Origin of the sequence: Paenibacillus oryziterrae, from assembly GCF_042610485.1 — a bacterium.
In the GTDB taxonomy this organism is placed as follows: Bacteria; Bacillota; Bacilli; order Paenibacillales; family Paenibacillaceae; genus Paenibacillus_AQ.
This window is the reverse complement of sequence record NZ_JBGJZO010000025.1, coordinates 19402-32761: the sequence shown is the minus strand read 5'-3', so window position 1 is coordinate 32761 and position 13360 is coordinate 19402. Positions and strand designations below refer to the sequence as shown.

13 protein-coding genes are annotated in these 13360 nt (G+C 51.8%); all 13 read left to right on the top strand.

From position 1 onward, the window contains the following. The first annotated feature begins 46 nt into the window (after positions 1 to 46). The 13 genes from spoVT to tilS all read left to right on the top strand — a co-directional run bounded on the left by spoVT (position 47) and on the right by tilS (position 13344). Positions 47 to 589 carry a stage V sporulation protein T gene (gene spoVT, locus ACAN55_RS20195; protein ID WP_379137053.1) on the top strand — a complete coding sequence of 181 codons (543 nt, stop codon included), beginning with the start codon at positions 47 to 49 and terminating at the stop codon, positions 587 to 589. Positions 590 to 725: 136 nt separating this feature from the next. Then, entirely contained in the window at positions 726 to 2498 is a 1773-nt protein-coding gene (locus ACAN55_RS20190; protein ID WP_379137051.1) for a putative polysaccharide biosynthesis protein, read from the top strand. A gap of 136 nt (positions 2499 to 2634) precedes the next feature. Further along, positions 2635 to 4134, top strand: coding sequence for a bifunctional methyltransferase/pyrophosphohydrolase YabN (gene yabN, locus ACAN55_RS20185; protein ID WP_379137048.1), 1500 nt, complete (start codon positions 2635 to 2637; stop codon positions 4132 to 4134). Between the two features lie 339 nt (positions 4135 to 4473). Continuing rightward, positions 4474 to 4746: an HU family DNA-binding protein gene (locus tag ACAN55_RS20180; RefSeq protein ID WP_379137046.1), complete on the top strand. Its 273-nt coding sequence runs from the start codon at positions 4474 to 4476 to the stop codon at positions 4744 to 4746. Next, on the top strand, positions 4746 to 5024 hold the full coding sequence (locus ACAN55_RS20175) for an RNA-binding S4 domain-containing protein (protein ID WP_379137043.1): 279 nt from the start codon (positions 4746 to 4748) through the stop codon (positions 5022 to 5024). Before ACAN55_RS20180 ends, ACAN55_RS20175 begins: the two co-directional genes overlap by 1 nt. Before the next feature lie 175 nt (positions 5025 to 5199). After that, positions 5200 to 5484: a sporulation protein YabP gene (yabP, locus tag ACAN55_RS20170; RefSeq protein WP_379137038.1), complete on the top strand. Its 285-nt coding sequence runs from the start codon at positions 5200 to 5202 to the stop codon at positions 5482 to 5484. Next, positions 5481 to 6044 carry a spore cortex biosynthesis protein YabQ gene (yabQ, locus tag ACAN55_RS20165; RefSeq protein WP_379137035.1) on the top strand — a complete coding sequence of 188 codons (564 nt, stop codon included), beginning with the start codon at positions 5481 to 5483 and terminating at the stop codon, positions 6042 to 6044. The genes yabP and yabQ overlap by 4 nt, the downstream gene beginning before the upstream one ends. A gap of 21 nt (positions 6045 to 6065) precedes the next feature. Continuing rightward, complete coding sequence (locus ACAN55_RS20160; RefSeq protein WP_379137033.1) at positions 6066 to 6398, top strand: FtsB family cell division protein; 333 nt, start codon at positions 6066 to 6068, stop codon at positions 6396 to 6398. 117 nt (positions 6399 to 6515) lie between these two features. Beyond that, positions 6516 to 7031 carry a S1 domain-containing RNA-binding protein gene (locus ACAN55_RS20155; RefSeq protein WP_379137031.1) on the top strand — a complete coding sequence of 172 codons (516 nt, stop codon included), beginning with the start codon at positions 6516 to 6518 and terminating at the stop codon, positions 7029 to 7031. A 481-nt stretch (positions 7032 to 7512) separates the two neighbouring features. Then, a complete protein-coding gene (spoIIE, locus tag ACAN55_RS20150) occupies positions 7513 to 10020 on the top strand; it encodes a stage II sporulation protein E (protein ID WP_379137028.1) in 2508 nt (835 codons plus the stop codon). A gap of 90 nt (positions 10021 to 10110) precedes the next feature. After that, positions 10111 to 10857 (top strand): vWA domain-containing protein, encoded by a 747-nt coding sequence (locus tag ACAN55_RS20145; protein WP_379137025.1) that lies wholly within the window; start codon positions 10111 to 10113, stop codon positions 10855 to 10857. Beyond that, positions 10847 to 11779, top strand: a complete 933-nt coding sequence (locus ACAN55_RS20140) for a serine/threonine protein kinase (RefSeq protein WP_379137022.1) — start codon at positions 10847 to 10849, stop codon at positions 11777 to 11779. Before ACAN55_RS20145 ends, ACAN55_RS20140 begins: the two co-directional genes overlap by 11 nt. A gap of 137 nt (positions 11780 to 11916) precedes the next feature. Then, on the top strand, positions 11917 to 13344 hold the full coding sequence (tilS, locus tag ACAN55_RS20135) for a tRNA lysidine(34) synthetase TilS (RefSeq protein WP_379137019.1): 1428 nt from the start codon (positions 11917 to 11919) through the stop codon (positions 13342 to 13344). The last annotated feature ends 16 nt before the right edge of the window (positions 13345 to 13360 follow it).

Below are 13360 nucleotides of genomic sequence, written 5' to 3'. Positions count from 1 at the left end.
GACAGTAGTTGGACCATACTTCTTAAGAAAGCGGGGCACATGTGAAATGAAAGCTACTGGAATTGTACGCCGTATCGATGACCTCGGACGAGTTGTTATCCCCAAAGAAATCAGACGGACTCTTCGTATCCGTGAAGGTGATCCGCTGGAGATATTTGTAGACCGTGATGGTGAAGTTATTCTGAAAAAGTATTCCCCGATTGGCGAGCTTGGCGATTTTGCCAAAGAATATGCTGAGTCTCTTTATGAAAGCACAGGACATATTACGATGATCTCTGACCGGGACACTTTTATTGCCCTGGCGGGCGGTTCTAAAAAGGATTATTTAGAGAAGCAGGTTGGGACTTTGCTGGAGACCTGTATGGATAATCGAAAAACTACTCTCGAAACGAACAGCGGATCGTACGAAATTTGTAAAAATCATCCGGATAGTCTGTCTTCCTATGTAGCGGCACCCATTATTTCTGGCGGGGACCCCATTGGTACCGTAATACTGCTCAATAAAGACGAAGCCGTGAAGATGTCGCAGATGGAAGTAAAGATGGCTGAAACAGCTGCTGCATTTTTGGGTAAGCAAATGGAGCAGTAATATTTTTAAGTACAGAACTCCTGCATTTCTCCGCGAACTTGGTTCACCGGAGAGGCAGGAGTTTTGTTGTGCAGGGCCTTCATACGGTATAATATAGAAATTCATTTATCCCAGCCGTAGAAGCAGGTATGCATATATGAAACCCAGAACACCAAACTCCAAACTGCTGGAGGGCGCATTTATCCTTAGCGCTGCCGCCATTATCTCGAAGCTGATTGGTACACTGCAAAAAATTCCGCTGCAGAATCTTGGCGGTGATGCCGTATTTGGCATTTATAACACGGTTTATCCGATCTACACCTTAATTGTTACGGTAACTATGCTTGGACTGCCTGCGGCTGTCTCCAGATATGTTGCGGAGGCGGAAGCCGGGGGACAGGGTGAGGAAGGGCAACGGATCGTGCTGAAATCCGCGCTTATTACCGGAATCAGCGGTCTCTTTATGGCTCTTGCCACCTATGCGGGGGCACCGCTCATTGCCCGCTGGGTAGGCAGCTCACATATTGTTGACGCCTTGAGGACTGCTGCCTGGGGGCTTGCGGTTGTGCCTATCATGACCGTGCTCCGTGGTTATTTCCAGGGTCTGCACAATATGGTCCCAACAGCGCTGTCGCAAATTGTTGAGCAGACGGTCCGCGTTGCGGTAATGATCTCCCTCCTGTTGTATTTGAGCTCCATTGCAGCCGGACCAGAGTCGATAGCCGCCGGCGCTATGCTGGGCTCTGCCGGCGGAGGGGCTGCCGGGTTGGTTATCATGCTGCTCTATTGGCGCCGGCACCGGCGCAGCCGCATCACGGGCAGAGCCGCCGAACAGGCGGGAGGCAGTGGTGCAGAACACATAATACTCGAAGGCACCCGGCATCCGGATAAGAGCAAAATCAGTGGAGCGGTTGAAGGCAGTAAGCGCACGGAAGAGAGCAAGTCAAAGGAAGAGAGTAGCACCTCTACTGCGGCGGAAGGCAGCAGACGCCTTACCGGAAGCACGACTACCCGGCAACTGCTGTCTTACGGGGTGCCCGTTATGCTGGGGGCGCTTGCTCTTCCGCTGATGGGGCTGGTAGACGTGTTCACCCTTCCGAGATTGCTCTCCTCTGCTGAAGGAAGCGGACGCGAAGCTATGGTGCAATTCGGCATATACAACCGGGGGCTTCCGCTGGTGCAGCTCGTAACGATGCTGGCCACTTCACTGTCTGTGGTGTTCATACCGTCCCTCGCTGAGGCCAGGTTCAAGGGAGACACCAAGCTGATAGAGCTTCGCTGCCTTTTGTCGCTGCGTTGGTTCTGGCTGCTTGGGCTGGCCGCATCGGCTGGGCTTGCGGTGCTGGCCGGGCCGATTAATTCGGCCCTGTACGGCAGCATGGACGGCACGGCCACGATCGCCTGGGTGGCGTTCACCGCCGCCGGAGGGACCGTCAGCATCATCTCTGCGGCGATGCTGCAGGGACTGGGTGCAGCGCGTGCTCCTGCGCTGCACCTGCTTGCCGCCGCCGCACTGAAGGCGGCGCTCAACCTGCTGCTCGTCCCGCAGCAGGGGATCACGGGCGCGGCCATCGCCGGCGTGGCCGCGTATCTCTTCGCAGCAGCACTGAACGTGCTGCTGCTGCGGCGCAAGGCCCATCTGCGGCTGCGCCCCGCAGATGTCCTTGCCAGGCCCGCGCTGCTGACCGCGGCGCTGGCCCTGGCCGCTGCTGCGGCCAGCCGGGGGACCGGCTGGGCCTTCGCGGCAGCGGGCCTGGACGGGCGCGCCGCGAGCCTGGCGCAGAGCCTGCTCGGCGTCGCCGCAGGATGCGCCGCCTTCGCCGTAGGCGCGGTCGCCCTGCGGCTGCTCAGCGAGAGCGAACTCCGCCAGCTTCCGGGCATCGGCCCGTCCCTGGCGGACCTGCTGCGGAAGCTGGGGCTGTTCCGCTAGTTACCTCCGCCGGGATTGGCGGAAGCAACACTCATTTACATAGCCGCCTAAGGAGCTTTACACTCCGGCAGCTTTCATTTCGAAATAATTACTACAAGCCCGCCATTTCTGTTGGCGGGCAGAAGAGAGGAACAGTATGAGCGCGATATTAACTGTTGTTGGCCTCGGATCGGGAAATCCTGACCGGCTGACACTGGGCATCATTAACAAGCTGAAGGAGGCTTCCGTTGTTTATGTGCGGACCAAGGAGCATCCGGTCATGGCGGCACTGGATGAGCTGGGCATAACCTCACAGTCCTTCGACGGGCTATACGAATCGTTATCCTCGTTCCCGGAGGTGTATGAAGCGATTGCCGCCAGGCTTATCGAAGAATCACGTTCCGCGGAAGCGGGTACGCAGCTGGTTTATGCGGTTCCGGGTCACCCGATGGTTGCGGAGTCGGCGGTGTCTCTACTTCGCGCCAGGTGCCCGGAAGCGGGAATCACGCTGCATATTATGGGTGGAGAAAGCTTCCTAGACGAAGCATTCGTTCGGCTGGGTTTTGACCCGATTGAAGGCTTTCAACTGTTGGATGCTTCCGGTATCCGCAGATCGCAGCTTCAGCCGGAGCTGCACACCCTGATCGGACAGGTGTACGACACCTTTACGGCGTCAGAAACCAAACTCTGCCTGATGGAAGTTTATCCGCCTGAATACGAGGTTATTGTCGGACATGCCCTTGGCGTGGAAGGTGCTGAGCAGATTCACAAAGTTCCACTATACGAACTGGACCGGATCGAGGACTATGGCAATTTGTCCCTGATTTATGTGCCTGCTAACCGTGATGGCGGTATCCGCAGCCGTACGTTTGCCCGCCTGCATGAGATTGTGGGCATCCTGCGCAGCCCGGGAGGCTGTCCTTGGGATCAGGAGCAGACGCATGAATCGCTGCGAAAGAACCTGATTGAAGAAACCTACGAGGTGCTGGAGACGATCGATGAGGATGATCCGGAGCATATGAAGGAAGAGCTTGGCGATCTGCTGCTGCAGATTATGCTTCATTCGCAGATGGAAGAGGAAGTGGGGACCTTTGATGTTTTTGACGTCATTCAAGGTCTGAATGACAAGCTGATCTTCCGCCATCCTCATGTGTTCGGAGACAAGGATGCGGGCAATGCCGAGGAGGCGCTGCAGAACTGGGAAGGCATGAAGGCAGAGGAGAAGCGGCTCAAAGGGCTGCAGCCCGAAGCGCAGTCCGCGCTCAGCGGCATTCCCCGGGATTTGCCTGCCCTGATGAAAGCCTACAAGCTGCAAAAGAAAGCCTCCAAGGTTGGTTTCGATTGGGATGACGTTCGTGATGTTCTCGCCAAAATCCGCGAGGAGGTAGACGAGCTGCAGGAGGCTATTGAGAATGGCGCTCCTGCCGAGGAGCAAGCTCTGGAGCTGGGAGATCTGCTCTTCGCAGCTGCCAACGCCGCTCGTTTCATTGACGCTGACCCGGAAGAGGCCCTATCGCGCACCAATCGTAAATTTGTGGAGCGTTTTGGCTATATTGAGCAGAACCTTAGGGACAAGGGGCGCAGATTGGAAGACAGCAGCCTTCAGGAGATGGAAGAGCTTTGGCAGGAAGCCAAGGTTAAGGAACGCGGTCAATGAAATAAGGGAACGAAAGCTTAACAGAGTACGATACCTCTAGTTTTCGTGCATCGAAGCTAAGTGTGACATGGACTGTCGTTGGCAGCGTTGCAACCCTATTTAAAGGGAGCAATTCAGCAGCTTCTTCCAAGTTATTGATTTAAAGCAGGGATCGCGGTTTATAATGTTACAGTATTCAAGATTGCAGCTTCTCGGTTTTTTGTTAGAAAATGACGGATTGCGGCAGGAATTCGAGAGGAAGAGCAAGAATACCATAAAGACGAAACGACGGTTTGCGCCAGAATTTGGATGCAGGCAGTCTTTCATTTATTTTTTGTATCCTAGGAGGAACTTCAAATTATGAACAAGACAGATCTGATCAACAACATTTCCGAGAAAAACGGATTGGCAAAGAAAGACGTAGAAGCTGTACTAAACGGTTTCCTCGGTGAAATTACCGAAGCTTTGGCAAGCGGTGACAAAGTTCAATTGATCGGTTTCGGCACTTTCGAAACGCGCAAGCGTTCCGGACGTACAGGCCGTAACCCGCAAACGGGCACAACGATTGAAATTCCGGAATCTACAGTTCCTGCCTTCAAGGCCGGTAACAAGCTTAAAGAAGCAGTTAACTAATGCGTCTTGATAAATTCCTGAAAGTATCCCGGCTGATCAAGCGCCGTACAGTGGCCAAGGATGTGTCCGAACAAGGCCGCGTGCTGATTAATGGACGGGAAGCGAAACCGAGCAGTACGGTGAAGATCGGTGACGAGATTACGGTGCAGTTCGGCCAGAAACTGGTAACGGTCCAAGTCGAGAAATTGGTCGAAACCACCCGTAAGGATGAAGCGGCAGGCATGTACACGCTTCTCCGGGAAGAGCCGATTGTGAAGAGCAACGGCCTGGACTGGTAGCATTCAACGGGTAAGGAATAAGAGAGAGCGTACCTTCACGACAGTAGAGGTGCGCTCTTTTTGATGAATTATCCTTTACTTGGATACTCCAGATAGACAATTCATACCGTGCCTCTATTGTTCTATACGGCCTACCCTTGGCATACATTAGGACCAGGGAGGAGGGGTACATGCTATGGTTGAACCAGGAAAAGTGAACAAGCAGCATGATCTGCACATGCAAAGCCGCAAGCAGCTGGAGCTGACAGGCGTTCAGAATGTCGAGAGCTTTGACAGCGAGGAGTTTCTGCTGCGTACAGAACTCGGGCACCTTACCATTCGCGGGAATCATTTACATATTAAGAACCTGAGTCTGGAGAATGGAATACTATCGCTTGAGGGCAATATTCATTCTCTGATTTATCTGGATCCCGGAACGCAGGGCAAAAATAAAGGAATTATCCGCAAACTGTTCAAATGAATCCCGGAGTTCAATGGGTAACACTGTTATACATGCTGCTGGCTGGTGGGGCGATGGGTCTGGCTTATGACAGCTACCGGGTGCTGTCCTTCAAGCTGCACTTTCCCAAGTGGCTGAATGCCGCACTTGATCTGCTCTATTGGCTGGCAGCCGCACTTTTTGTATTCCGTATGCTGTATGCCGGCAATGATGGGCAGTTGCGGTTTTATGCTTTTCTGGGACTGTTTCTAGGTGTATGGATCTATTTTTTGCTCTTTAGTATCACGGCTAAACGTTTTGTGGTAATGTTAATTCGATGGTTCCAGTATGTGTACAAGCTGCTGGTACGGTTTCTTGCAGTCGTCATTGGAATGCCGCTAAAGTGGCTATGGCGTCTTTTTCTGGGTATCCTTCGTCTGCTGGGCCGTGTGCTTATGGGAGTGCTTAAATTACTGCGCTGGCTGACAAAGCCTATATGGTTTATGCCGGTGCGATGGATCTCCAAATGGCAGCCATGGCTGAAAGCCAAAACCCGGATCGCGGAAGGATACGGATGGTTCATCAAACTATGGAAACGCTGACCTTGAACTGGAGGGGCTAAGATGAGCAGATTTGCTACAGAAGAAAAGAATACCAACACGAAGTCTTTAGCCGCCGGTGCGAAGAGACGCAGGTTCATATGGTTTGTATGTGTAGCCTTATTTTTTAGCTGGGCAGGGTATACTTTTTTTAGCCAGAGTGTACTGCTTGCGGACAAGCAGGAGGAACTGGCCAAGAAGCAGGCGAGTAACGATAATGTTTCGAAATCGCTGCTTCAGCTGAAATATGAAGTATCCAGATTGAATGATGATGAGTATATCGGACAACTGGCGCGTAAATGGTACAATATTTATCCCGAAGGGGAGAAACCGATTCGAACCGAACAATCTGAGTAATAAAGCGGCCAAAACAGGCGCCGCTCTGTTGCCTTGCATTGCTCTTTACTGTATAATCAAATCACCGCAGACACTAAGATGGGTCTGTATATTTTTAAGGGAGGATCATTTTATTCTATGGCAATTGAAGTGGGCACCAAGTTAGAAGGCAAAGTGACAGGCATCACGCATTTCGGAGCATTTGTGGATCTGTCAGGAGGTGTCACAGGTCTCGTTCACATCTCGGAAATCGCCGATAATTACGTCAAGGACGTTAATGATCATCTCAAGATTGGTGATGTAGTAACCGTCAAGGTGATCAACGTTGACAAGGACGGTAAGATCGGACTTTCCATCAAGCAGGCTGTTGATAAGCCCGCATCAGAAGTACGTCCCCCTAGAGCTCCAAGACCCGATCGTCCAAGCGGTGGAGACCGTTTTGGTGGTGGCGGTGGTGGTGGCGGCCGCGAAGGCGGCGGTGGTGGCGGTGGATTCAATCGTGAACGGGGAGGGCGTCCATTCAAGCCTGCAGCCGGTAAACCTTCATTCGAGGATAAAATGTCACGCTTCCTGAAAGATAGCGAAGAACGGATGTCTTCGATCAAGAAGAACACGGAAGGTAAGCGCGGAGGCCGTGGGGCTAAACGCGTGTAATCTTAATTATCCTGCATCACAGAAGAAATGCTGGACAGTTCTTGTCAAGGATGAGTCGCATTTCGCGCAGAAATACAAGGATATAGCATGACGTGTAATTGGACTTACTTATATTTAAAATAACCGCTGGGGCTTATGGCCTCATGCGGTTTTTTTGTTTTTTTAATGATTTGTCACCGTTTTGGAGCTATTTGTCGGGACCCAAGAAATTGCCGACAGCATCCATGCCATTCTCACATAACAATGGGGCAATCGCTGGCGAAATGGTGTAAGTATAGCTTGCATCCGGTGAATGAAAAACAAAGTCAAAGCAGATAAACTCCCGGTCCATCAAGGCGAAACGAGATTCTACAGAGGATGGATAGGCAGGCTTTTTTGTCGGAAACTTTTTATGGACGCCCCTCCTGTTCTGACAAACTTTAGCAGTGGCACCACTATATAATGAGACCCATAAATTTACAAACGGGTGGTGCTTTGGGTAATGAATAAAGGCAACGTGATGAATTTACCGGAGTGGACAAGAACCGGCAACGCCGTCGAGAAGGACAAGAAAGCGATGACAGAACGATTTAGCTCTTGGTGTGAGCGGCAGCGTATCTTTCAGTTTCTCGCCACAAAGAAATGGATGCTGCTGCTGACCTGTATGGGGTTTCTGCTGGGCAGAGCCATGATATTGGACGAGCTTTCCCCATTCGCCGTTGCCTATTTTGCGGTCGTGGTGTTCTTACGAAGAGATTCCATCTTACCAGTAGCTTGCGCCATCATTGCCGGTAGCCTCTTTACCCCATTCCCCGGAGGAATTGTAATCACTGCCGAGCTGATTATTTTTTTCCTGACCTACAAAGGGCTGGAGACCTTCCAAAAAATTGATATCTCCTATACGCCTATGATGGTGTTCGTGTCCTCGTTCATGGTGGGCTTGTTCCGGACGGTAATTGGTCCTTCCCTATCCTGGTATCCTTTCATGATGATGACACTGGATGCTTTGCTGGGATTCGTACTTACCCTCGTATTTCTGCAGGCGCTTCCGCTGCTTACCTATCGCTACAAAAGCCGTATGCTGCGCAACGAAGAGATCCTTTGTCTGATTATTCTATTAGCCTCTGTAATGACAGGGCTGGTAGGCTGGACCATTAACGGCTTATCACTGGAACATATGTTGTCCCGTTATCTGATTCTGCTGTTTGCCATGGCGGGCGGAGCCCCGCTGGGTGCATCTGTCGGTGTCGTTACGGGGCTTATCCTTAGTCTGGCTGATATCAATGCTATCTACCAGATGAGCCTGCTTGCTTTTTCCGGGATGCTGGCGGGGATGATGCAGGGCGGACGAAAAGGTGCCGTATCCATTGGGATGTTGCTCGGATCAAGCATTCTTTCGGTCTATTTCACGGGACCAAACGATATGATGAACTCCACCTGGGAGACATGTATTGCGGTGCTGTTATTTCTTGTGACCCCGAAGACGCTTATTTCATCCATAGCTAAATATGTGCCGGGTACGGTGGATCATAGCCGCTCCCAGCATGAGTATGCAAGAAGGGTCCGTGACCTTACCGCGGAGCGGGTTACCCAGTTCTCGCAGGTATTCAGGCAGCTCTCGAGCAGCTTTGGCCAAATTCCCCGTTCGGGAGAAGCAGGATCATCGGGCCGGGAGATGGACCATTTCATGAATGCGGTAACCGAAGAGGCCTGTTCAGGCTGCATACGCCGCAAGCATTGCTGGGATGCCAAGTTTTATCAGACCTATAGATATATGACCGATATGATGACCACGGTGGAGGAATGCCCTGAGATTACAGCAGCACAGCTTCCCCCTGAATGGAACCGCATTTGCAGCAAAACGGGTGAGGTGCTGGATGTCATGAAGAGCGAATACGGTCTTTACCAGCATGATATGCGATGGAAAAGACAAATATACGACAGCCGCCAATTTGTAGCTGAGCAGTTATCCGGAGTCTCTCAGGTGATGGAAGACCTTGCCCGGGAGATCAAACGTGAAGGCCAGGCGATGTACCGGCAGGAAGGGCAAATCCGTGAGGCGCTTGAGAAGCTGGGATTATCTATTCACAGCATCGATATCATGAGCCTGGACCCGGGACATGTAGAGATTGAGATTATCCATGCCTATACCCGGGGATTTGACGAGTGCCGTAAAATGATTGCCCCGCTGCTGTCCGATATTCTGGAAGAGAATATAGCGGTCATCAGTGAGATGGCAGTGAATCCGCGTGAAGGGTTGTCTATGGTTACCTTCGGTTCTGCCAAAGCCTTTGAGGTCAGTACGGGGGTAGCGGGTGCCGCCAAAGGAGGCGATATGCTGTCCGGAGACAGTTACAGTACCGGGGAGCTGGGAAACGGGACGTTTGCCGTCTCTATCAGCGATGGCATGGGTAACGGTGAACGTGCCCGCATGGAGAGCAGTGCTGCGCTCTCTATGCTGGAGAAACTGCTGCAGTCGGGCATGGATGAGAAGCTGGCGGTCAAATCGGTCAATTCCATTCTTATGCTGCGTTCTCCGGAAGAATTTTATGCTACGGTCGATATGGCGCTGATTGACCAGTATTCGGCCCAGACCACTTTTATGAAGATCGCTTCGGCGCCAAGCTTCATCCGGCGGGGGAGTGAGGTAATCCCAATCTCGGCAAGCAATTTGCCAATCGGCATCATTCAGGACATAGATGTTGATCTGGTCAGCATGCAGCTGCGTCCAGGCGATATTTTGGTCATGATGACCGATGGTATTTATGATGCGCCCGGTTATGCCGTTAATAAGGAAATATGGATGAAAAGACTGATTCAGGAACTGGAAGGCGATGATCCGCAGGATCTGGCGGATAGTCTGCTGGATAAGGTCATCCGTTACCAGGGCAATGAAATTCATGATGATATGACAATCGTAGTCAGCCGGTTGGATCATTATCGTCCGGAATGGTCTAATCTTCACGTGCCCGGTCTTTCAAGAATGGAGCGCCCGCGTACCGTAAGCTAATCAGCATTCCCCAAGTATGCGTTTGAACTCTCTCAATTCTGGAAATGATAGAGAGGGAGATTCATTTGAAACGAAGGGGAGCGGATACGCATGAAACAAATACTGCTTATTACGGACGGATGCTCAAATGTGGGAGAAAGTCCGGTTATGGCGGCGGCACATGCTTTGCAGGAAGGGATTACAGTGAATGTGGTAGGTGTCGTAGATTACGGTACGATCGGAGAGCTGGGACGCCGGGAGATTGAGAATATTGCTAAGGCGGGAGGCGGGCTTAGCCGCATTGTCGGAACGCCGCAGTTGGCTCAAACGATGCAGATGATGACCCGCAAGACCGTGGTTCAGACGATTCAGCAGGCGGTTAATAAAGAGGTAAAAAAAATACTGGGTGATGGTTCACTGGAGGATTTGCCGCCGCTGCAGCGTTCCCAGGTTGTTACGGTTATCGACGATCTGACGGAATCCTCGCCGCTGCGGATTGCATTGCTTATTGATGCCAGTGCCAGTATGAAGCCGAAGCTGGCGGCTGTTGAAGATGCCATACGGGATCTGGCACTTAGTCTGGAAGCGCGGGAAGGAAGCAGCCAAATTGCCGTATTCCATTTTCCCGGACGGGACAGCAGTGAAGACATCATGCTTGATGCGGACTGGACTTCGGATTTGTCAGGCATCCGCTCCCTGTTCTCCCGCTTGCGGATGAGAGGGGCAACACCAACGGGACCAGCGATTTTCAAGGTGCTTGAACATTATCGTTATGATACACTGGATGAGCATCCAGGCCGCCATCCGGCGGAATACCAGGTTGAAAGAGAAGGGATGTTTGGTGGGCATGTCGTCTAATCCGCCCTATCCGGCTGGAACCGTTATTCAAGGCAAGTGGCGGGGTAACCGTTATATTGTAGAACGGCTTCTGGGTAAGGGGGCTAATGGAACTGTATACCTCGTGCAGCGGGAAGGCCGGCGGGGACATTATGCGCTAAAAATCGGATACGATACACTCGATCTGCAATCCGAGATCAATGTGCTGACCTCGCTGCAATCCTGCCGTAACCGGAACGAGCATCGGAGGGGTTCCCCCCAATCAGCATATCTGCTGGAATCGGATGATTTTGCGGATGGTAATCACGATCCCTTCTATGTCATGCGTTACATGGAAGGCCGGCCGCTGCACCATTTCCTCCTGAAGAACGGTCCATCGTGGATCGGCCTGATCGGTCTGAAGCTGCTCGAAAGATTGCGTGGCCTGCATGATTGCGGCTTTATATTCGGGGATTTGAAGCCGGAGAATGTGATGGTGTCCGATTATGGTGAAGCTGAGCTTATCGATTATGGTGGAGCTAGCCCTATTGGCAAAAGTGTAAAGCAGTTTACCGAGTGGCATGACCGGGGCTTCTGGAATGCGGGAAGCCGTACCGGCGATGAAGCCTATGATCTATTCTCATTTGCGGTGCTTTGTCTGCGTCTGTTGGATGAGGGTGGACTAAAGGTTGCTGCTACTCAGTTGCCACAGACTCGTAGTGTAGAGGAACTGCTGAAGCTGACCCGTAACCTGCAGAACCGCAAGCTGGCTTCATGGCTGAGCCTTGCCTTGAGGGGTGAGTTCACCGGCTCGGCACAGGCTCTGGGAATCTGGAAGGAGCATGTCTACAATGCCCGGACTGCGAGACCGTCAGGGATGAAAACTCCACGATGGCTGAAGAATACCTTTGCGATCTCAATCTGTCTGCTTATTTTTACTATCGTTTGGGTTATTCGATTTTGAACTCATTTTCTTATGCTGAAATACATACAGCCGTGTGTGAGAATTATACCGGTAATTCATCGCCGCAAACGGCCGGGGAAGAAGGAGCGGTTGTCCGTGATTAGCGAGGGCATCCGTTTCAAGAAGGGGAGCCGGATATGGAACAATTAAATGGATTGGTGGACACGGTACTTGCTGCCGCAGCAGAGCATGGGCTCTGGTCACCTCATGATACCCTTGTAGTCGCAGTTTCCGGGGGGCCGGATTCTGTGGCTCTTTTGCGTATATTGCATGAAATATCTCAGAACCGGATGCCCCTTTCGCTGATCTGTGCTCATGTGAACCACGGATTCAGAGCAGAGTCTGTGGAGGAAGCAAAAGCCGTTCGCGCAATGGCAGAAGAGCTCGGTATTCCATTTGAAATGGCGGTCTTTGATATTCCCTCCTTCATTAAGGATAGCGGGCTGGGTGCGCAGGAGGCCGCCCGCAAAAAGCGGTATGAATTCCTAATCGACACTGCACACCGGTATAAGGCCTCTGCCATCGCCTTGGCGCATCATGCTGACGATCAGGCCGAGACGGTGCTTATGCGGCTGCTGCGGGGAAGCGGTCTTTCGGGTCTTGCAGGCATGAGGTGGAAGCGGTCCGAAAAAAACGTGGAACTCATTCGTCCGTTCCTGCGTATTAACAAAACAGCTCTTGTTGAGTTATGCCAGAGTGAAGGGTATGCTTACGCAGAGGATGCCAGCAATCTGCAGACCAAATATAAGCGCAATGCGATCCGGCTTGAGGTACTGCCCTTCTTGGAGAAGTACAACGGAAGGTTAAGCCAATCGCTTACGCAGCTTGCGGAAATCGCCGGAGCCGAGGACGAATATCTGGAGGCGGAAGCTGTCAAATGCTTTGAAGCGCTGGTTCTTAACAAGCAGGGGGATTTCACGCTGAACAGGGCTTCTTTTGCCGCGCTGGCTCCCGCTTTACAACGGCGTTTGATTAAACTAATATTAAATTATCTGTCGGCGGATCAATCTTTATCAGATTTTAACAAGATTGAAGCTGTACGCCGTGGAACGCTGCAGGATGTTCCTACCACCTGGACTCTTCATTTGGGTGGAAGCCTAACCTGTGTGCGGCAATATGACACTATTTTGTTCTCGTCCAAGCCTCCGCAGCAGCAGGAAAGCTATACATACCGGCTGTCTTTGTCAGAGTCACGGCTGTTCCTGGGTGAAATCGGTAAGGTCCTGACGATGAATGTTTTTGCGAAGGAAGACTTTTCTGTTGTCAAAGGTGAGGAATCAGCGAAAGTTTCAGCCTGGTTTGACGCTGATGAGCTAGTTTTGCCGCTGATAATTCGTTCCAGACTGCCTGGTGATGTCATAAAAGTCATGGGATTAAACGGAAGCAAAAAGGTAAAAGATATTTATATCGATGACAAAGTACCTTCTTCCGAACGCTCCCGTATCCCACTGGTTTGTGATGGACTTGGCAATATCGTCTGGATTCCGGGCGTAAGGCGCTCGATGCATGCCGCAGTAGGGCGGCAGACCACAGCTGTGCTTCTTCTGTCTCTAGAAGAGGTGTAGACAGAGGCAAGGGCTG